The organism is Acinetobacter sp. VT 511 (genome assembly GCF_001077515.1).
In the GTDB taxonomy this organism is placed as follows: domain Bacteria; phylum Pseudomonadota; class Gammaproteobacteria; order Pseudomonadales; family Moraxellaceae; genus Acinetobacter; species Acinetobacter schindleri.
This window is the reverse complement of record NZ_LFRE01000047.1, coordinates 173,418-194,809: the sequence shown is the minus strand read 5'-3', so window position 1 is coordinate 194,809 and position 21,392 is coordinate 173,418. Positions and strand designations below refer to the sequence as shown.

18 protein-coding genes are annotated in these 21,392 nt (G+C 42.9%); 11 read left to right on the top strand and 7 right to left on the bottom strand.

All coding sequences use genetic code 11. From position 1 onward, the window contains the following. Positions 1–1,467, bottom strand: a 1,467-nt coding sequence (ahpF, locus tag ACS72_RS04290; RefSeq protein ID WP_048881331.1) for an alkyl hydroperoxide reductase subunit F, incomplete at its 3' end; no start/stop codon positions are given. A 233-nt stretch (positions 1,468–1,700) separates the two neighbouring features. On the opposite strand from ahpF, the gene ACS72_RS04285 reads away from it, so the two are divergent. Further along, positions 1,701–1,919 carry a DUF1653 domain-containing protein gene (locus ACS72_RS04285; protein ID WP_048881330.1) on the top strand — a complete coding sequence of 73 codons (219 nt, stop codon included), beginning with the start codon at positions 1,701–1,703 and terminating at the stop codon, positions 1,917–1,919. A gap of 30 nt (positions 1,920–1,949) precedes the next feature. Next, entirely contained in the window at positions 1,950–2,540 is a 591-nt protein-coding gene (locus tag ACS72_RS04280; protein WP_048881329.1) for an O-methyltransferase, read from the top strand. Between the two features lie 24 nt (positions 2,541–2,564). On the opposite strand, the gene ACS72_RS04275 is transcribed toward ACS72_RS04280, so the two are convergent. Continuing rightward, positions 2,565–2,771: a KTSC domain-containing protein gene (locus tag ACS72_RS04275; protein ID WP_004892722.1), complete on the bottom strand. Its 207-nt coding sequence runs from the start codon at positions 2,769–2,771 to the stop codon at positions 2,565–2,567. Positions 2,772–3,082: 311 nt separating this feature from the next. On the opposite strand from ACS72_RS04275, the gene ACS72_RS04270 reads away from it, so the two are divergent. Continuing rightward, positions 3,083–4,174 carry a putative zinc-binding metallopeptidase gene (locus ACS72_RS04270; RefSeq protein WP_048881328.1) on the top strand — a complete coding sequence of 364 codons (1,092 nt, stop codon included), beginning with the start codon at positions 3,083–3,085 and terminating at the stop codon, positions 4,172–4,174. A 65-nt stretch (positions 4,175–4,239) separates the two neighbouring features. Here ACS72_RS04270 and ahpC read toward each other — a convergent pair whose 3' ends face one another. Further along, entirely contained in the window at positions 4,240–4,803 is a 564-nt protein-coding gene (gene ahpC / locus ACS72_RS04265; protein WP_004815527.1) for an alkyl hydroperoxide reductase subunit C, read from the bottom strand. 715 nt (positions 4,804–5,518) lie between these two features. Between ahpC and hrpA the strand changes: the two genes are divergently transcribed. From hrpA to ACS72_RS04240, 5 genes are all read left to right on the top strand, one after another. Continuing rightward, positions 5,519–9,340 (top strand): ATP-dependent RNA helicase HrpA, encoded by a 3,822-nt coding sequence (hrpA, locus tag ACS72_RS04260; protein WP_048881334.1) that lies wholly within the window; start codon positions 5,519–5,521, stop codon positions 9,338–9,340. 30 nt (positions 9,341–9,370) lie between these two features. After that, positions 9,371–10,483: a beta-ketoacyl-ACP synthase III gene (locus tag ACS72_RS04255; protein ID WP_004892730.1), complete on the top strand. Its 1,113-nt coding sequence runs from the start codon at positions 9,371–9,373 to the stop codon at positions 10,481–10,483. Between the two features lie 15 nt (positions 10,484–10,498). Further along, positions 10,499–11,266 (top strand): lysophospholipid acyltransferase family protein, encoded by a 768-nt coding sequence (locus ACS72_RS04250; RefSeq protein WP_048881327.1) that lies wholly within the window; start codon positions 10,499–10,501, stop codon positions 11,264–11,266. A gap of 149 nt (positions 11,267–11,415) precedes the next feature. Continuing rightward, positions 11,416–13,461 (top strand): hypothetical protein, encoded by a 2,046-nt coding sequence (locus tag ACS72_RS04245; protein ID WP_048881326.1) that lies wholly within the window; start codon positions 11,416–11,418, stop codon positions 13,459–13,461. Positions 13,462–13,514: 53 nt separating this feature from the next. Then, entirely contained in the window at positions 13,515–15,230 is a 1,716-nt protein-coding gene (locus ACS72_RS04240; protein WP_048881325.1) for an AAA family ATPase, read from the top strand. A gap of 359 nt (positions 15,231–15,589) precedes the next feature. On the opposite strand, the gene ACS72_RS04235 is transcribed toward ACS72_RS04240, so the two are convergent. After that, the gene (locus ACS72_RS04235) at positions 15,590–16,042 is read right to left on the bottom strand and encodes a DUF441 domain-containing protein (RefSeq protein WP_048881324.1); all 453 of its coding nucleotides are present in this window, start codon (positions 16,040–16,042) and stop codon (positions 15,590–15,592) included. Between the two features lie 140 nt (positions 16,043–16,182). On the opposite strand from ACS72_RS04235, the gene ACS72_RS04230 reads away from it, so the two are divergent. After that, the gene (locus ACS72_RS04230) at positions 16,183–16,890 is read left to right on the top strand and encodes a pseudouridine synthase (protein WP_004815537.1); all 708 of its coding nucleotides are present in this window, start codon (positions 16,183–16,185) and stop codon (positions 16,888–16,890) included. A 10-nt stretch (positions 16,891–16,900) separates the two neighbouring features. Here ACS72_RS04230 and ACS72_RS04225 read toward each other — a convergent pair whose 3' ends face one another. The 3 genes from ACS72_RS04225 to ACS72_RS04215 form a co-directional block, all read right to left on the bottom strand. Next, on the bottom strand, positions 16,901–17,344 hold the full coding sequence (locus ACS72_RS04225) for a GNAT family N-acetyltransferase (RefSeq protein WP_048881323.1): 444 nt from the start codon (positions 17,342–17,344) through the stop codon (positions 16,901–16,903). 92 nt (positions 17,345–17,436) lie between these two features. Next, positions 17,437–17,781: a type II toxin-antitoxin system RelB/DinJ family antitoxin gene (locus ACS72_RS04220; protein ID WP_048881322.1), complete on the bottom strand. Its 345-nt coding sequence runs from the start codon at positions 17,779–17,781 to the stop codon at positions 17,437–17,439. Between the two features lie 114 nt (positions 17,782–17,895). Then, entirely contained in the window at positions 17,896–18,798 is a 903-nt protein-coding gene (locus tag ACS72_RS04215) for a pseudouridine synthase (RefSeq protein ID WP_048881321.1), read from the bottom strand. 127 nt (positions 18,799–18,925) lie between these two features. On the opposite strand from ACS72_RS04215, the gene tsaE reads away from it, so the two are divergent. Together tsaE and mutL are read left to right on the top strand one after the other, a co-directional pair. Continuing rightward, positions 18,926–19,405 carry a tRNA (adenosine(37)-N6)-threonylcarbamoyltransferase complex ATPase subunit type 1 TsaE gene (gene tsaE, locus ACS72_RS04210; RefSeq protein ID WP_048881320.1) on the top strand — a complete coding sequence of 160 codons (480 nt, stop codon included), beginning with the start codon at positions 18,926–18,928 and terminating at the stop codon, positions 19,403–19,405. Then, the gene (gene mutL / locus ACS72_RS04205; RefSeq protein WP_048881319.1) at positions 19,395–21,386 is read left to right on the top strand and encodes a DNA mismatch repair endonuclease MutL; all 1,992 of its coding nucleotides are present in this window, start codon (positions 19,395–19,397) and stop codon (positions 21,384–21,386) included. Before tsaE ends, mutL begins: the two co-directional genes overlap by 11 nt. Positions 21,387–21,392 lie beyond the last annotated feature (6 nt).

Here is a 21,392-nt window from a genome sequence, read left to right as displayed (position 1 = left end):
TAGATTCAAATCAAATACACCTTTCACATTGGTTTCATTGCGCTCGTTAATCACAATCTCACCGCGGTTGCTTAACTCAACTTTGGTTTCTTTCAGGAAATCCGTATTCGGTAACAAACCGATCTGAACGAAGATCCCTGCAAGTTCAACCGTATGTTCTTCATCGGTCGCACGGTCTTTATATTTCAGTGCAGTTACCTGTGAACCATCACCCACTACTTCTGTTGAAAGCGCATTCTTGATCACCGTGGTGTTCGGCAAGCTGTTGAGTTTGTCCTGAAGTACCTGATCCGCACGTAGTTTGGTATCAAATTCCACCAGGGTGACATGCTCAACAATACCAGCAAGGTCGATCGCAGCTTCTACACCCGAGTTACCACCACCAATCACCGCAACACGTTTGCCTTTGAACAGTGGACCATCACAGTGTGGACAGTAGGCAACACCACGGGTTTTGTATTCCTGCTCACCCGGAACATTCATCTCTCTCCAGCGTGCACCGGTTGACAGGATTACAGTTTTAGATTCAAGCTTGGCACCATTTTCTAAAGTCACTTCAACCAGACCGTTGGCAGTTTCATCTGCACCCTTGATGTCAGATACACGTTGCAGGTTCATGATGTCGACACCGTATTCACGTACGTGGGCTTCCATCTCGGCAGCAAATTTTGGACCTTGGGTCTTTTGCACTGAAGTAAAGTTCTCAATGTCCATGGTATCCATGACCTGACCGCCCATACGTTCAGCCACGATCCCGGTTTTGATGCCTTTACGCGCTGCGTAGATTGCAGAGGTATTCCCCGCAGGACCACCACCAATCACAAGAACATCAAACGCTTCTTTGGCATTCAGCTTTTCCGCATCTTTGGCAGCAGAATCCGTATCCAGCTTGGCAATGATTTCTTCCAAAGTCATACGACCCTGACCGATGTGTTCATTGTCCTGGAACACCATAGGTACAGCCATGATTTTACGTTCTTCAACTTCTTCCTGGAAGAAAGCACCATCGATCATGGTTGCTGTTGTACCTGGGTTATAGATAGCAATCAGGTTGAGTGCCTGAACCACATCCGGACAGTTATGACAGCTTAAAGAGACAAACACATCAAAGTCGGACTTGATTCCTAAACCTTTGATCGATTCAAGAACTTCATTCGATACTTTCGGTGCATAACCCGAAGTTTGCAGCAATGCCAGAATCAGCGATGTGAACTCATGACCCATTGGCAGGCCTGCGAAGAAAACACGAGGCTGTTCACCGGCTTTAGCCACACCAAAACTTGGTGCACGTTTGTTGGTACCATCAAAACGGGCAGTCACTAAATCAGACAGTGCAGCGATTTCTTCTACAAGTTCTTTGATTTTTGCAGATTTATCCGAAGCATCTAAAGTGGCTACCAGTTCGATTGGTCCTTCAAGGCGTTCTAAAAGGGTTTTTAATTGGGCTGCTGTATTTTTATCTAACATTGCTAACGTCTCCAAAGGAGTAATAATTTATTCGATGAAAGAATATTAAGTGAAATAGGGGAATAGGTAAAACAGGTAGTTTTTATTTATTCAATCGGAAATTTAGATGAAATGGAAATTTCATCATTAATATCAAGTTTATATCGGGCTAATAATGGAATTTTCAAGTGATCTAGCGATATTGTGATAATTTTCAGTTAAGATGAATCTGCTTTAATCGAGTGAATAAAATAATGGAACTTCAACGCGGAATTTATCAGCATTACAAAGGTCAATTATACCAGGTTCTGCATGTCGCCACGCATAGTGAGACTGAAGAAAAGCTGGTAGTTTATCAATGTCTATACGGTGACTATTCAATCTGGGTGCGTCCACTCAGTATGTTCACTGAGGTGATAACTTTAGATGACGACCGTGAATTAGAGCGCTTTAAACTGATCACAGCACTATAAAACCTAATCATTTGAATAAGAGGGTAGAGCGTGGAACACAAAAGTCATTTTCAAAACTATGTTCGTGAATTATATGCTCGCTTTAGTGCGCATGATGCTGATCTAAGTGATCGGTTACAGCGCTATCGTAATATCGAACCTGCATCGGCACAGTTTCTCTCTATACTTATTCGTGCACAACAGTCTAAATGCGTGCTTGAGATCGGAACATCTACAGGTTATTCCACTTTATGGTTGGCCGAAGCTTTATCAAGCACGCAAGGTCGCATGGTGACTCTGGAAATTGATGCTGAGCGCTCGAAAGAAGCCCAGTTAAATGCTCAATATTTAAAGCTGGACAGTTATATCGATTTTCAGGTAATAGATGCATTGGATTATTTACAATCCTGTCAGCAGCAGTTCGATTTTATTCTGCTGGATGCTGAGCGAGATGCTTATGTTGAATATTGGAGCTACCTGCCGCAATTGTTGCAACGGCAGGGTGGGTTACTTGTAGTGGATAATGTACTTTCTCATGCAGAGCAGGTAGCAGTTTTCAGGGCATTGGTCGATCTGGATAAGCGTTTTGTTTCTTCTACAGTGGATATCGGTGCAGGCTTACTCCTGATTACTTTTCAATAATAGTTTCGAGTAAATAGCCGGGTTTTAATCACTGTAAATTCGGGTAAAATTAAGATCATATTCCAGGTATTTTTTCACAAAGGCCGCCTTGTCATGACGCCTGAGTAAGTTGTCATAAATATATTCGGGCACTGGATGATAAAGCTCGGTTAAACCATTGTCATAGAAAATTTTAAGCTGGCGGCTTGAAGGATTATATTTCCAGGAAATTACTGTTAAAAGTAGAGCCATACTACACCTCCAATAGACAGGAAGATTTAGATTTAATTCTTATTGGTCTATCTCTTGAACTTAATTCAAGGGCACTGAGTTCTATATAGTTGCTTTGTAAATTTATTTTCTTTCTTAGCCTTTCCAGGATGATCAATTCAATCAATAGCTCAGGGTAAAATCTTCATCAAGAAACGATACATTTCAATTAAGCAAAAAATATGCAAACTCTGGATACCTGTTGCAAGAAAATGCTACAAAAAATTTAAGGTAGTTAAAAAAAACTGCTTTAAGATGAGGAGAAAACAAGAACGAAGCAGAGTTATTTATACATGCAATTATTTAAGTGCTCCCACTGCCATCAACCTGTTTATTTTGATAATAATTACTGTACTGCATGTCAACATCTGCTGGGGTTTGATAGCTCGACCATGTTGATGGTGGCTTTAGAATCCAATGCAGATGGATCAATACTGACAGAACCAGATACACAGGCCAAATACCGTTATTGTGCTAATGCCGAGTATGCGGTATGTAACTGGGTGATTCCGCAAGAAGATCCGCATGACTTCTGTCTGGCTTGTCGCCTGAATCGTGTGATTCCCAATTTAAATGAACCCCAGTATCGACTGCGTTGGCATAAAATTGAACTCGCAAAACATCGCCTGGTTTATTCTTTATTGCGCTGGAAGTTGCCGTTGCAGTCTCGGCAGGAAAATCCTGAATCTGGTTTAGCTTTTGATTTTAAGGCCAATCCAAATAATCCTGATGAACCTAAAGTCATGACTGGACATGATAATGGAGTGATTACCCTTAATATTGCAGAAGCAGATGATGTCGAACGCGCCATGGAACGCAAGAATATGGAGGAGCTTTATCGCACCTTGCTTGGGCATTTTCGGCATGAAATTGGGCATTATTACTGGGATGTACTGGTAGATAACACCGAATTTCTGGAGCCTTGCCGGCAACTGTTTGGGGACGAGCGCATGGACTATCAGGAAGCTTTAGATCGGCATTATCATCAAGGATCACCCGCAGACTGGATGGAGCGTTATATTAGTACATATGCCACCATGCATCCTTGGGAGGACTGGGCTGAAACCTGGGCACACTATCTGCACATCGTCGATGTGCTGGAAACTGCCGATTCCTTCGGCATGCAGATCCATCCACATGTAGTAGAAGAACGTGATGATCAGTTCATGACCTTGGTAAAGCGGATAAATCCTTATTACACCTGTAATTTTGATGAAATTTATCAGGCCTGGTTACCCGTAGCTTTTGCCATGAATAGCTTGAACCGCAGTATGGGGCAGGATGACTTTTATCCTTTCCTGATTAATCCGATCGTGCAACAGAAATTGAAATTCATCCATGATGTGATTCAGACGACAGCTGGTGCACAGCGTAAAGTTGCCTGATACTGTTCAAATAAAAAAGCCACGCAAATGCGTGGCTTTTTTTAATCAGTGCAATCTAATACAGATTAGATTTTACCAACTAGGTCGATTGAAGGAGCAAGAGTCGCTTCGCCTTCTTTCCATTTAGCTGGGCAAACTTCGCCTGGGTGAGCGTGTACGTACTGAGCTGCTTTAACTTTACGAAGAAGTTCTTGAGCATCACGGCCGATACCACCAGCGTTGATTTCAACGATTTGGATTTTGCCTTCTGGATCGATAACGAAAGTACCACGGTCCGCAAGGCCGTCAGCTTCGATTAGAACTTCGAAGTTTTTAGAAAGAGTCCAAGTTGGATCGCCGATTAATGGGTACTGAATTTTACCAATTACGTCAGAAGTGTCGTGCCAAGCTTTGTGAGTGAAGTGAGTGTCAGTAGAAACACCATAGATTTCCACACCTAGTTTTTGGAATTCAGCGTAGTTATCAGCAAGGTCACCAAGTTCCGTTGGGCAAACAAAAGTGAAGTCAGCTGGGTAGAAGAATACTACAGACCATTTGCCTTTAAGGTCAGCTTCAGTAACTTCAACAAATTGGCCATTGTGGAAAGCAGTTGCTTTAAATGGTTTAACTTCAGTATTAATCAAGCTCATCATTGTCTCCATGATTGAGGTTAGTCTTTAATTTTGAATAAGAGTATCGAACTTTGGGTCTTAGCTAAAATGGTATTTTTACATTACAAAAATCGGAAAAACCGAATTATGTAACTGACTGCCAGTTTACCCAAGTCATCTTTATGTACATTCGGCATAGCCAGAGCTGCCTGGATGACAAAACATGTTTGGTCATCAACCTGCATAAGAACATGATGTTTTACGCGACAAAATTCAAGGGTAAAGCTTAAAAAAATCTTATTTTTTTCAAATAAATTGATTTAATTTGAGAATCTGAAGACTGCGAAGCTCCTGATTTTATAAATATCTTGTAGTTTGATGATATGTGAAAAGTAAATCGTATCAGTCGTAAGCAAAGGTGTCTTTTTTAAATAGCCTAAGCATTTTATGGCTTATTTTAAAATTTTGACTTGAAATGGATAGCTCTGGGTTTTGACTTGAAATGGATAGCTCTGGGTATTGAGAGAGAAGCCTGAGTATTTACTTGCTGGCAATATTTTAAAAATACGAATCAGCTCCAGATCCGAGCGCAATGTAAATCATAGCTTTTAGTCACGCTGCAACAACCAAATTACGATCTAAGTGCGCATAAGTACATTGGGAAAATGTATGAAAGTGAGTAGAATAGTATGTTTTAGAATAGTTGTAGGGCGCTGACTTGGCTGCGAAGGGTTTAAATGTCGAAAACTGGGTGATGGCACGTGACCTCCACCGTTTAAATCGTTTACATAAGGGTAAGGATGCCAATGAAAAACAATACCAAGAATTATTCGAAAAATCGCACTTAAAAGTTCTAGAACGTGTTGAACGTATTCCGAATATTAAGCTGAATCAGGATCTGCCGGTTACCCAGTACACTGACAAGCTAATTGCCGCGATTCAAAAGCATCAGGTGATTATTGTAGCCGGTGAAACCGGTTCTGGTAAAACTACACAGTTACCTCAAATTGCCATGCTGGCCGGACGTGGTCTGACCGGTCTGATTGGTCATACCCAGCCACGTCGTCTGGCTGCGCGTAGTGTATCGCAACGTATCGCAGAAGAAGTTGGGGAAAAGCTCGGCGAGTCAATTTCTTTTAAGGTTCGTTTTAATGAGCAGGGTTCGCAGGATTCTCTGGTTCGTTTGATGACGGACGGTATCTTGCTGGCTGAACTGGCCAATGACCGCTTCCTGACCAAATATGACACCATCATTATCGATGAAGCACATGAGCGTTCATTGAACATCGACTTTATCATGGGTTATCTAAAGCAGTTACTGCCACGTCGTAAAGATCTGAAGGTTATCATTACCTCAGCTACACTGGATGTAAACCGCTTTAGTAACTACTTTAATGGTGCACCAATCTTTGAAGTCGAAGGTCGTAGCTATCCGGTTGAACTGCGTTATCGTCCAATTTCTGAAATGACGATTGGCGGTAGTGATGACGATGAATTTGATGATTTTGAAGAAAACCTGCCCCGTGCAGTCGTAGCCGCCGTAGAAGAATGTTTTCAGGATGCGCAAGAGAAAGGTCATCCTGAACATGCCGATATCCTGATTTTTGCCAGTACTGAACAGGAAATTCGTGAGCTTCAGGAGACTCTGATCAAGCATGGTCCACGACATACTGAAGTTTTACCATTGTATGCACGACTGGCTTTAGCTGAACAGCAAAAAATCTTTAACCCCTCTGGTGGTGGTCGACGCATTATTATCGCGACCAACGTGGCGGAAACTGCACTGACAGTGCCGAACATCCGTTATGTAATTGATAGCGGTTTTGCCCGTATCTCGCGTTATAACTATCGCTCACGTGTACAGCGCCTGCCAATTGAAGCGATTTCCCAGGCCGCAGCGAATCAGCGTAAAGGTCGTTGTGGTCGTATTGCGCCGGGTGTGTGTATTCGCCTGTATTCAGAAGAAGACTTTTTAAGTCGTCCTGAGTTTACTGAACCGGAAATCAAGCGAACTAACTTGGCATCAGTCATCCTGCAAATGCAGAGTCTGAAACTGGGTTCACTGGAAGAATTCGATTTTATTGAGCCACCAGATCACCGTTTGGTAAATGATGGTCGTAAGCTCTTAATTGAGCTTGGAGCAATGTCCGAGAAGAAAAATGAGCTGACCAAGATTGGTTATCAAATGGCAAAAATGCCGATTGATCCACGTCTGGCACGGATGATTCTCGGTGGAGCGCATTTCGGCGTTTTGAATGAAGTATTGGTGATTGTTGCTGCGCTGGCTGTCCAAGACCCACGTGAACGTCCAGCTGACAAGCAGATGCAGGCTGATCAAAAACACGCGCTGTTCCGTGAAGCAGATTCAGATTTCCTGTTTTATATCAAGCTATGGGAAACCCTGCACGCCAATCGTGAAAATATGGGCGAGAACAAGCGCCGTACTTTTGCGCGGAATCATTTCCTCAGTTGGCTGCGCTTACGTGAATGGAAAAAAACTCATGAACAGTTGGTTGACCTCGCTAAGGGCTTAAATCTGTCTTTTAATGAAAAGAAAGCCAGCTATGAAAATCTGCATCGTGCCTTATTAACCGGTCTGTTGTCTTTCATTGCCAACAAGACTGATGAGCGTAATGTGTTTATGGCGGTGCGTCAGCAGAAGGCGCGTGTATTTCCGGCTTCGACCTTGCATAAGACCAATACCCCTTGGGTAATGGCCTTTGAAATGGTAGAAACCTCACAGGTGTATTTACGGACGCTTGCCAAAATTGAGCCAGAATGGATTCTGCTCGCTGCACGTGATCTGGTGAAACACCATTACTTTGAACCGCACTGGTCTAAAAAAGCCGGCGTAGTAAATGCATATGACCAGATTTCACTGTTTGGTCTGATCATTGAACCTAAGCGTCAGATCAATTATGAGAAAGTAGATCAGGAAGCTGCACATGAAATCTTCCTGCGTGATGCCCTGACCACAGGTCATCTGGGAATTACGCCACCATTCTTGAAGCATAATCTGCTCAAGCTTGAAGAAGTGGAACGGGTTGAAGACAAGCTGCGCCGTCGTGATCTGGTAGTGGATGAAGAAACCATTTATCAGTTCTATGCTTCCAAAGTGCCGCCAGAAGTGGCAAGTCGCCGTAGTTTCGAAGACTGGCGTGCTACGGTAGAACCTCAAGATCCGCGATATCTGTTTATTGATGATGATGCATTATGGTTGAATGACCGTCCGACCACGCAGCAGTTCCCGGACTATTTGCGTAATGGTGAGTTACGTCTGGCAGCCAGTTATCGTTTTGACCCAAGCCATGATGAAGATGGAGCGACCGTTCGTATTCCACTACAGGCTTTGCCTCAAGTGGATGAAAATCTCTGGTCTTGGGGAATTCCAGGCTGGCGTCAGGACCTGATCGAAGCTTTATTAAAAGCATTACCAAAAGATAAACGACGTAATCTGGTACCAATTCCGGATACTGCACGTAAGTTAATGGCACGTATTGATGCGACAGATTTGCAAAAGCATATCTTTAGCTTTCTGGCATTCCAGTTGCGTGGTGAACAGATTACCGAAAAAAACTTTTCACTGGAACGCGTTGAGCAGTATCTATTGCCTTTAATTAAGGTGATTGATGAGAAAGGCCGTGTCATTGAACAGGGCCGCGATCTGGAAGAGCTGAAAGCTCGTTGCCGTACTGAAACACATAGTCCAGTCAAACAGCTGAAAGGTGAATACAAAACTTTCCCGGAAAGCTTTGTATTTGAAGCTTCGCAAAAAGTGACAGGTGTGGTGGTGAAACAATACCAGGCTCTGGTACCCACTAAAGACTTTGCTGCCCTGGAACAGAAAGATGAATCTGGTGTGGTGATTCAGACCTTTAATGATCAGGCTGAAGCGATTCGTCAGCATCGTGCCGGGGTAATCCGTCTGGTGCATATGCAGCTCGGTGATCTGATTCGCCAACTGAAAAAACAGATTTCTAAACCACTGGCATTGGCCTATTCACCCTTGGGTGATAAAGCTAAACTGGAACAAATGTTAGTTTATGCCACACTCCAGATGGCAATAAAAGAGCTTCCTGTCAATGCGCAAGAGTTCCAAAAGTTGTTAGAAGATGTAAAAAAATCTTTCCTGACTTATGGTCAAGCTGCTTTACGGGATATTACCGATATTTATACCCAGTGGCAGGAAATACGCCGGAAATTGTTGGTTTTAGACGGTTCTGTGTTTGGCAAGAACATTGATGACATTGAGGATCAGCTAGATTTGATGAATCTTTCTGACTTTGTTTATTCTGTACCAGCGGATGTCTGGATTGAATTTCCACGCTATCTCAAGGCACTGATTTTGCGTCTTGACCGTTTGCCAAATAATTTACAAAGGGATGATTCTGCCATTGATCAAATTGACCCTTGGATGGAAAAATTGTTCCAGTTTAAAAATGACGCTCGCCTGAAAGAACTGTATTTCATGGTTGAGGAATTGCGGATCTCTTTATTTTCACAACCGATGAAAACTAAAGCACCGGTTTCTCCGAATCGCCTACAAAAAGTATGGGATCGTCTTGGAATCAGTTAACATATAGGTAATTTCTAAAAGGAGTTTTACATGGGCATCCGCATTACAGGTACTGGTCTGTTTCATCCAACAGATTTCATTACCAATGAAGAGTTAGTTGAAAGTTTAAATGCTTATGTGGAACAGTATAACCTCGAGAATGCTGACAAAATCGCTGCGGGCGAAATTGAAGAATTGCGTGGTTCGAGTGCAGAATTTATTGAAAAAGCTTCTGGCATCAAACGCCGTTATGTCGCTGAGAAAACTGGTATTCTGGATCCAAAACGTCTTCGTCCTTTACTGCATGAACGTTCAAATGACGAATTGTCTATTCAGGCAGAGTGGGGCGTAGCTGCGGCGAAACAGGCGATGGAAAATGCAGGTGTGACTGCAGAAGACATCGATGTTGTGATTCTGTCATGTTCGAATATTCAGCGTGCTTATCCAGCACTTGCAATTGAAATCCAGACCGCTTTGGGTATTCAAGGCTATGCATATGACATGAACGTGGCATGTTCTGCAGCGACTTTCGGGATTAAGCAGGCCGCTGATGCGATCAAGTCGGGCGCGCGTCGCGTATTAATGGTAAATGTTGAAATCACCTCTGGTCATACCGATTTCCGTTCACGTGACTGTCACTTCATCTTTGGTGATGTCGCTACTGCTTCAATCATTGAAGAGACTGAAACTAAAACTGGTTTCGAAATTGAAGATATTGAACTGTTCACCCAGTTCTCAAACAACATTCGCAATAACTTTGGTTACCTGAACCTAAGCGAAGTGGATGCTGATATCGATAACAACCGTTTCCGTCAGGACGGTCGTAAGGTATTTAAAGAAGTTTGTCCGCTGGTTGCGAAGATGATCACCAAGCAGCTGGAAAAGAACCAGATTGAACCGACCAATGTAAAACGTTTCTGGTTGCACCAGGCGAACGTGAACATGAATGAGCTGATTCTGAAACTGATCGTAGGTAAAGAACACGCAAAATCAGAACTGGTACCATTGATTTTGGACGAGTTTGCAAATACATCTTCAGCAGGTGTCATCATTGCATTGCACCGTACGGCAAATGAAGTAAATGACGGCGAATATGGGGTGTTATGTTCATTCGGTGCGGGCTACTCTGTAGGCTCAATCCTGGTGAAAAAGCACGTCGCTTAAGCGGGAGCAGACATCTTGCAGGTTAAGCATGATGCAGCCTGGATCAAACACTTAAGCGGATTGTCCAAACTGTATTTTACGCCGACCTTTTTCGGTGCTGAGCACATTGATGCTTCGCGACCTGCAATGTATGTCGGTAATCATTCGATCTATGGGGTATTTGATTCACCCATGATTATTGATTACCTGTACAACGAACATAAAGTGGCTGTGGTCAGTATTGCGGACCACAGCCACTTTTATATTCCGCTCTGGCGTGAAATCTTCAGGAAGTTTGGCGCGATTGATGGTGTGCAGGAATATGTGCGTGAAGTTATGCGCCAAGGTTATTCGATTCTGGTCTTTCCGGGTGGAGGACGAGAAGTGCTGAAACGCCAAGGCGAGCAGTACCAGCTGATCTGGAAACAGCGTTATGGCTTCTTAAGGCTGGCGCAAGAATTTGACTACGATATCATACCGTTTGCTGCTCTGGGCGGTGATGAAATTTTCGAAATTGGCTTTGATGCCCGTCAGGTTGTAGAACATAAATACTTTCAGAAATTACTCAAAGTTTCAGCGCTCAATAAACTTTTGCGTAAAGGGGATGTCATTCCTTCCTTGCCGAAAAGTCTTTTTCCAAAACGGTTACCTTTCTATTTTCAGTTCCAGCCAGCTTTATCTGTCTCTCATATCCAAAGCCAAGAAGATATGACACTATTCCGTGATCAGATTCAGCAACAGATCTATCAGGCAATTGAAGAATTAAAAAATATCCGGGCATCCGAGCTATCACCTAAATCCTGAAAAATAAAAATGAACTGGGTTTAAATGCGGGCTGTTTATCTGATTTATTTTATTTTGTGAATTATTTTTCTATATGAGCTATTTTACTGGTCTGTGTCAGATGACTTGAATATGCTTAAATGAGTTTATAGTCCATTTTAGGTGCGTGTATGGAACAGGAGAGTTTAGTACCGCAGTATCAGCAGCTCGCCAAGCAGTTGCTTCGTATTTCAGATTGCTTGCATGATATTTATCAGGATCAGTGGGACATTGTGGGGAATTTAAATGCCCAGAATATGTTCAAGCTGGATCATGAAAGATATCGGATCGTCTTGGCAAATGGCCTGTTTCATATCCAGCTGCATACGCCTCAGCATATTCAGCAGGGCACAGCGCAGTTGCTGGCAGAACTACATTTTAGTGTGCAGCATCACAAGTCAGACACTCTGGAAGAGTTCTTTTTACAGGATATCCATTTCCTGACTGGTGATTTAAAACCCCAGCATTCCCTATTCTTGCGTGATAAAGCACAACAGTTACGTAAGCTGCTGATCGAACAGGTCTATCAATGGGTCAATGGGCCTGCACGTGTGCTGAAATTCGTGCAGCAGCTTTCCTCTGTGCAGGCAGAAATCATTGATCATCTGATGAGAAGAGCAGGTCTGTATACCACGCCAGTAATGAGTGACTGTATCTTATACGGAAAAGAACCACCTCAAAACATCTTGCAGCAAATGCAGAAGATTTTTTCCTTAGAATATTTAGCGCCCGCTGACTTTCTTTCGATTCAGGGACTTATGCACAGTCTGGATGAATTCTGTTTTAGCGCAGCACAATTTTTGCATCCGGCAATCTACCGTATTATGAGTTTGTCCTTTGAGGAACGCTTTAATCTGCATGAACTGAATGATCATGTAAACGATATTGAACTCCTGTTCAGACATGCCTTGGAGCATAGCAATATGCTGGGTTTCGTGCGTTTGATGAACCGTGATACCTGGGGACAGGATGATCTGCTGAGCAAGAAGCATTTTCTGGAAAATAATCATCAGTTATGGCAGAAAAAGGTCGCGAAACTGCCGTTGTTTGACTGTAATCGGGCGATCAACTGGCTGTTCAAGCAGTCTGCTGAAGTGTTGGACTGGATTAGCACGAATATTCAGCACAGTAGTGTACGCGTTACAGTCACGGCGATCAGTTTCCTGAATACTCATCAGGTACATCCACAGGTGCTGCTGGCGACCTTGCAATATTTTCAATATGCTTCAGCGCGGTTATTTATTCATAGTGTGCATCAGTATGCCATACAGCATAAATGGTTCACGCATCCGGATAACAAATCCGTAGTATTAAAAGGAACACGTCAGCCGATTAATGACCACCGGATCGCTATCAGTCCGTCAATTCTGTATCTGGACGAGTGGATCGGCCTGATGCGCGAAGTAGTCAAGATGGATGATTGCACCACCAAGAAGGTATATATGGGTTTAAGCCGGGTCATGCAGGCCTATATGCAGCATTTACATAAAGCAACTTCTCATCTGCCTGAAGCGGTACAGCAATATATCCGGCCAGCTACTCAACAAAATCGCGATTTTTATACCGAGTTGCAGCGTTATCGGATTCAGTTGACTGAGTTTCGACAGCTGTTTTATCTGCAAGATGCCAATGTGCGCGAATCAATTTTTGACAGTTATGTACGTGACTATCTGGCAGAATATTTTGCTTTACATAAAAATATTCCAAAAAGTCTGACCTGGAAGGGCTTGTTTATTCAGGCGATTGCCTGGCATGACCAGATTCAGAAGCAGGAAATTATTGCCCGACTGAAAAAGGACTTTGCACTTAAGGACTGGAAAAGTCTGACGAATGAAGCACATTTCTATTATTTTGACTGGAAATTTGAAGAGCTAAAAAATATAGACCAGATTATTGAGGAAGCTCGGATTTTTCAGAACTGTCTGGCCGCCAGTTATGCACAGCGGATCATAGAAGGGGAATACGTTGCTTTTCATGTCAGTCATGCAGAATTATCTACGCCACTGCTCTTGGGTTGTCATATACACGATCAGGAAATTATTTTCGATCAGTTGGAATATCCCCATAACCAAAAAGCAGATCCGCAATATATCGATATGGCAATTCATTTCACCAGCTGGTTTAACAGACGACTGCATACGTCGTGTATAGATTCTGATTTGGACCTGAATACTTAACTTTTGCCGGAAAAGTCGTTAGGCTATAGCCGTTCTTTCACGGTATAGGTCATATGAAACAGGAAACTGCACTTAAGTTACTTAAAGCGGGCGAAAATGTATTTTTAACAGGCTCGGCTGGTGCAGGGAAAACCTATACCCTGAATCAATATATCAATTATTTGAAAGCACGTAAGGTATCTGTTGCGATTACAGCGTCTACAGGTATCGCGGCAACGCACATGAATGGCATGACCATTCATACCTGGGCCGGTATCGGGATTAAGGACTTCTTGTCAGAAGAAGACCTGAAGCGTATGAAAGAGCGCAAATATCTGAAAGAACATCTGGAAAATGCTCAGGTACTGATTATTGATGAGATTTCTATGCTGCATGCCAAGCAGCTAAATCTGGTTAATCAGGTATTAAAGTATTTCAAAGAATCTGATGAAGCTTTTGGTGGTATTCAGGTGATTGTTGCTGGCGATTTCTTTCAGTTGCCTCCAGTGGGCAAAAATGATGAACGCAACCGGGATAAATTCTGCTTTATGTCAGATGCCTGGGTTGAAGCCAAATTTCGCGTTTGTTATCTGACCGAGCAGCACCGTCAGGGCAATGATTATCTAAATGATATTCTAAATGCGATCCGTGCACAGGCGATTGGTACAGAACATCGAAATGCCTTGCAAGGAACACGTCATCAGGAGATTGGCGACACTTATACGCGTCTGTATACGCATAATATGGATGTGGACAGTATCAACTTCCGGCATTTAAATGAAATTGATAATGAGCCGCGCCAGTTTGATGCCCAGTGCGACGGCAATGACAAGTTGATCGAAACGCTGAAATCTTCAGTGCGTGCGCCAGAAACCTTAACGCTGAAAAAGCATGCTAAAGTCATGTTTGTCAAAAACAACTTTGATCTGGGCTATATCAATGGCAGTTTGGGTGAAGTTATTGGTTTTGAAGAAGATGATGAATTTGGGGTATTGCCTAAAGTCAAACTCACAGATGGGACGACGTTGCTGGTTGAACCAGAAACCTGGTCAGTAGACAATGAAGCCGGTAAGACTATTGCCAGTTTCCAGCAAATTCCCTTACGTCTAGCATGGGCGATTACGATTCATAAATCACAAGGTATGACCTTAGAAGCTGCCGAAATTGACTTGAGTCATACTTTTGAAAAAGGTCAGGGCTATGTGGCACTTTCGCGTTTAAAAACTTTAGATGGTCTACGTCTAAAAGGTTTTAATGAGCAGGCATTGGAGCTGGATAGTCTGGCAATTAAGGCAGACCGCCGTTTTCAGGAGTTGTCGAGTGAAGCCGAAGAACACTTTGAAAATATTGATTTAACCAAGCAGCACAATGCCTTTATCCGTCATTGCGGCGGTACGCTGAATGAAACTGAAATTCAGCGTAATGAAAAAAAACTGGCGAAAAATGGCGGCAAGCAGAATTATGCTGCCGCAACGCTGGATGAAACGCGTGAACTGTTTGAAGAAGGTTATGATATTGCCGATATCGCCACTGAGCGTGGCTTAACACCGGCAACGATTATTAACCATTTAGGTCGACTGCATAAAGAGCAAGGTTTAGATATATCTGTCGCTCATCCGGGTGAGGAAGTGGTTGAACAAGTGCGTAAGATCTATAAACGTCTGACTAAGCGACAGGATACCGATCATTTCAATGATGATGGGTCTATTAAACTGCGTCCGATTGTCGAGTTAACCAGTCCGCGTATGGGCTATGACCAGGTGCGTTTGGCGCTATTGTTTGTTGAATAAGAAAAGCTATTTGATATAAAAAAACTTCTATGAGCGTGATGGATTTCTAGCTTGTAGGGTAATTGTAGTAATTATTATCATTTGCTTATTCTTAGTTAATAAGTTCAAGATTTGGCATGTTGTAATTACCTTACTTTTGACAGGCCATGAGAAACATCGTTTCGCAAGATAAAAGCCCTTTATTGATCTGACAGCATATCCTGAGCAAGCTTTAACTACTGCTTTATAGCTTGCGCAAGGCAATCAATGTGCGACCTCAATGCCGCTATTCATATGATTTGATATCGAAATATTTTTAGAAATCCTGGGAGAATGGATGTTTGAGTTAGGGTTAACTAAATAGAAATTTTATTTCAAACTTATTGCGTACTAATCAATAATGATAAAATTCCTGCGGCAATTAACGGCCCGACTGGAACACCGCGTAATACTGCTACACCTGCTACTGTGCCTAATAATAGTCCGGCTACCACATCTGGCTGATTGGACATCAGCTTCACTCCACGTCCTCCCAGCCAAGCGACAAAGACACCAATGGCGATTGCCAGCAAAGACTTCCAGCTCAGGAAAGATTTGAGAATACTTTCTCCTGAAATTTTGCCACTGGCAATTGGTGTCAGAACACCAATGGTCAGAATAATAATACCGATATTTAAACCATGCGCCTGTACATAGGGCAACAAACTGCTGAGTGGCGTGATTTTTAAAACGATTAACACCGCTGCAGCAATGGTGACGGCACTATTATGACTAAAAATACCGCAAGCCAGTAAAAGTAAAAGAACAATCAGATTCAGATCAAGTTGCGACATAAGTGGGAGAGATAGAGTGAAAAATAAAGTTATTGTAGAGCTTTTCAACGCATGATACCTAGAAAACAGCGGAAGAAAACAAAATCCTGATTGTTTCAGGATAGAATGCACAGGTCTTCACTCGATACAGGTATGAATAGATGCTATTGGAAAAAATGTTGCAGTCACAAGGTTTTGGCTCACGTAAGTATTGCCAGCAACTGATCAAGAATGGCGCTGTGAGCATTCAGGGTGAAATCATTGATAACCCAAAGCATAAACTGGATCTGGATCAGCTAGAGTTCAATGTATATGACGATACTTATCAATATCGGGAAAAAGTCTATATTGCCTTAAACAAGCCACAAGGTTATGAGTGTTCGCATCAGGCAACCCATCATTTTAGTGTCTTTGAGCTGTTTGATGACTTGCTCATGAATCGTGGAATCCAGTGTGTAGGTCGTTTAGACCAGGATACGACAGGCTTGCTGTTACTGACTGATGATGGTCAATTTTTGCAGGCATTAACTCATCCTAAAAAGCATGTTGCCAAGGTTTACCAGATGGATACCGCAGACCCTGTTACGGATGAGCAGATCAAGCAGCTAGAACAAGGTGTTGAGCTACGTAATGAAAAAGGTATGTATGCTGCTACAGATGTCATTCGTCTTGAAGAAAAGCGCTTGCAAATGGCGGTTCATCAAGGTGTTTATCATCAGGTGAAACGTATGCTGGCAGCTGTGGGGAATAAAGTTGAAAAACTGCATCGGGCTCAAATAGGTCAATTGACTTTGAATGATTTGCCAGAAGGTGAGTGGATTTATTTAACTGAAGATCAAGTGATTCAAGCTAAATACCGTGCCGAATAAAGCGCTGGATTTACTTGAGAAAACAATGAAAAGTGACAAATTCATCATCTCGCATAAATCCCATTGATTCATAGAGTTTATGCGATTGGTGGTTGTTTTTCTGGGTGTCCAGGCTAATACGCAGTGCATTTTCATGTCGGGCAAATAAAATAGCGGTATCAATCAGTTGTCGTGCAGCGCCATGACGGCGATACAGTGGAGTGATATACACATCATCCAGCACATAAAACTTTGAACAAGCTACTGAGGAAAATCTTAAATAAAGCAGGATAAATCCGGTAAAAATATCATCCTTGGTGTTGATAAAAATCACCGTCTGTTGGTCTTCAAATCGCTGTTTTAGGAAATGATATGAAAGTTCCTGATTTGAGGAAGCTCCATAAAACTGGCGATATTCATCAAATAAAACGGAAAGCTGTTGCAGGTCTTCTACCTGAGCACGTCGAACAAGCATTAATTACTCCATGTTTTATTATTATGTATTCATGGAGCATAACGAAGTTTGGGAAAGTGTAGCGTATGAAATTGTTTGAAAATGCGACAGTGTTAAATTTTGTCACTTTCGCCCAGAATGGCATTCAGTTCTTCAAATAAATCAAAATGATCATCATCAGCATGTAGATCCAATGCTGCCTGTTCTGTAGTGTCTGCAATCAGGCCGGCAGTTACAGGTTTGGATTCACTTTGCTTCAGTTTGCGCAGCTTGATTAATTGTTCAAGGTTAATATTCTGATTTTCAATGGAGAAGGGGATGGATTTAGTCAGCACTACCTGTTTGAAAAACAAGCGGACTGCTTGAGCTGGTGTGATTCCCAATTGCTTAAATACGGCAAAGGCTTGTTTCTTTTCTTGAGAATCCAGGCGTATTTGGTAGACTTCAGTTTTTCTCATAATATATTCAAGACTTTAAAATACTTAACTTTTCGCATTCATTTTAATCCATTACATTTGAAATACAATCCTTATACGAATCAATTCTGAAAATAAATCGTAATGACAGCTGCATTACAATGTTAGTACTTGCTCAGAAGAAAACTGCATCAATTGCTGGGTAATAGGGTCAATAAACTGGATATGTCGGGCCAATAACTGTAAGGGCGCAGAAAAATCATTATCTGCTTTATGTGCAACGCTAGGATAAAACGGATCATTCAGAATCGGTATACCCAAAAAGTTTAAGTGCACACGTAATTGGTGCTGCTTGCCAGTATGCGGTTTCAGTTCGTATTTGGCTAAATGATCTTGCTGTTCTAATAAGGTGATTTCGGTTTCACTATTAGGCTCACCTTCTAAAACCTGCATAGTATAGAAAGGCTGACCTTTATCCATGCGTAAACGCACAATTTGCGGAAAGCGAAGTTCTTCACGATAACCTGCAATCGCATGATAGGTTTTCTGTACTTGGCGTGTAGCAAACAACTGCTGATAAAGTCCACGCGATGCTACATTTTTAGAGATAAGCACTACGCCAGCCGTCTCCCGATCCAGTCGGTGAATCGGAGTTAGGTGCTCAATCCCGGTCTGTTTCTTTAGACGAACCAGCAGGGTTTCCTGTACATATTGTCCGGTCGGGCTCATGGTCAGAAAATGTGGTTTATCAATCACCATAAAATGTTCATTTTCGAACAGGATTTGGTGTTCGAAAGGAACATGCACTTCGTGTGCCAGAAAGCGATAATAAAAACAGTGGCTATTCGCCTGATAGGGGCTATTTAGATTTAAGCTATTTCCCTGTGCATCATAAACCAGGCCCTCCTGAAAACGGGATTGCCATTCACTGGTCTGGATATGTGGAAACTGTGTACATAAATAGTCATAGACTGTTGCAGCAGTGGACGGTTGCAAGAAAACTTTGCTGGCACTGACGCCGTTGATCATCGGTGGGATAAATTCAGCAGAAGTATTCATGTGGGGAAGTGGATCTCATTCAGGAAACAAATGCTATGAAAAAATACAGTTTCTCATGCGGCGGAATAGGCTTTTAAACTGCGGCGATGCTATCATATTTGTTCCTTTGAATCATGTCGTGAGTCATATGCCTTATTCATTTACCGTCACCTTAAATCATGAAGAAGATACCCAACAGCTGGCTAAGGTATTGGCCGCGAATTTTAGTACGGGAGTGATTTATCTGATCGGTGATCTGGGAGCAGGCAAGACGACATTAACGCGCTATTATTTACAACAGCTCGGTCATCAGGGTTCGGTCAAAAGTCCAACCTATACATTGGTAGAACCTTATAATATTCAAGGGAAGGATATTTTCCACTTTGACCTGTACCGTTTAAATGATCCCTATGAACTGGAACTGATGGGTATTCGGGATTATCTTGAAACCCCAAATGCATTATTCTTGTTTGAATGGCCGTCTAAAGGTGGTAGTGAAATACCTGAAGCAGATCTGATCATTGAAATTCTTAAATCTGAAGATGAGTTGACTCGTACTGCAACGTTGACTTCATCAAACTCAGTATTACAGAAGGCTTTGGAGCAGCAATTCCCACATGTCGAATGATTTAAGCGCACGCCGTATCCGTTCACTTGATCCTGCACTGGCGAACCAGATTGCAGCGGGTGAAGTGATTGAACGACCTGCATCTGTAGTGAAAGAACTGCTCGAAAACTCGATTGATGCTGGTGCGACTGAACTGGTGATTCGTGTAGAACAGGGCGGTAGTACACTGATCGAAATTATTGACAATGGTCGAGGAATTCACCCGGAAGATTTAGCGCTGGCGGTCATGCGTCATGCCACCAGTAAAATTCAGACAGCAGAGGAATTGCATGCCATCACCAGTCTGGGTTTCCGTGGTGAGGCGCTGGCTTCGATTGCAGCCGTATCGCGTCTAACCTTGACCAGTAGCCAAAGCGAAGATGGCATTGGTTATCAGGTTGAAGTGAATGGTACTGCTTTTGACCATCAGGAAATTCAGGTAGTTGCCACTTCACGTGGTACCCATATCCGGGTGCAGGATCTGTTCTTTAATGTACCGGCACGTCGTAAATTTCTGAAAAAACCGGGCACCGAATTTGGTCATATTGAAGAGATTGTACGTCGTCTGGCACTGACCCATTTCGATATCCGTTTTGTGCTGGAACATAATGAAAGTATCAAGCTGAATCTGCCTGTGGCAGACAGTGGAGCATTACGTTTCCAGCGTGTGCAGCAGTTATTGGGGCGCCAATTTACTGAAAATGCTTACTGGATGGATGCAGACAGTATCAACATGCGTTTGTCTGGCTGGCTCGGTCATCCTTCGGATGCGCGTGCGCAAGCCGATATGCAATATGTCTATGTAAATGGTCGTATCGTAAGAGACAAGACCATTTCTCATGCATTGCGTATGGCGTATGACGGCATTCTGCATGGACACCAGCATGCAGCTTATTTGCTGTTTCTGGAGGTGGATCCGGAAAATATTGATGTCAATGTACATCCAACCAAACATGAAATCCGTTTCCTAAATCAGCGTGAAGTACATGAGTTTGTACGTTATTATGCCAAAGAAACGCTAGCACAGTTCCAGACCGCAACAGCTAATCTGGCTGATGCAATGAAAACTGAGGAACCTGTACCACTTACGCCTCAGCCGCGTTATCAGGAACAATTTAGCCTGCATCAGGCTGCACCGCAGTCCCCTCCTGAACCTTATGCAGTTCAGCAGCATCTACATCCTCGTAATACGCATCAATATATAGAAGCTGAAGCTTCAGATGTGTTGACTGACTTTGAATCATCGCGTCCACAAACTGTGCATTATGTGCAGGATTATACCAAGCCTTATAGTGGTTCACAGCAGCTTAACAATGCCTTACAAAGCTATTTGGCACCACTTAGAGTAAACTCCGAAACTGAGCAGCTGAGCCCTGAGCAGTCTTTTCAGACACATGTGCAGGCCAAAATAGATGAGCATCCTTTAGGCATTGCGATTGCACAGCTGCATGGGATTTATATCCTTGCACAAAACACAGAAGGTCTGATTATTGTAGATATGCATGCAGCACATGAGCGTATCGTCTTGCAGCAAATGAAGTCTGCCTGGGATAAACCGGAGTTCTGGACGTCGCAGCAGCTTTTAATTCCTAGAGTGGTGTCTATCAGTCGTATGCAGGCCATGCGTGTAGAAGAGTTGAAGGAACAGCTGGCCCGATTTGGTCTGGAGATTGACCAGTATGGTGATGAACAGGTGATCGTGCGCGGAGTTCCTGCGATCCTGCACAAGGCAGATTTTGATGCCTTGATTCCTGAATTGCTGGATGATCTGGACCCAACGGATCAGGCGCAAGGCCTGTTGCAAAAGCGTGATCAGATCCTGGCAGGCATGGCCTGTCATGGTGCGGTACGTGCAAACCGTATTTTAAGTCTGTCTGAAATGAATGCCTTATTGCGTCAGATGGAACAAACTGAATTTGCCAGCCAGTGTAATCATGGACGTCCAACATGGCGTGCTTTCCCACTGGCTCAACTAGATAAACTTTTTGCTCGAGGAGAGTAGTGGTAC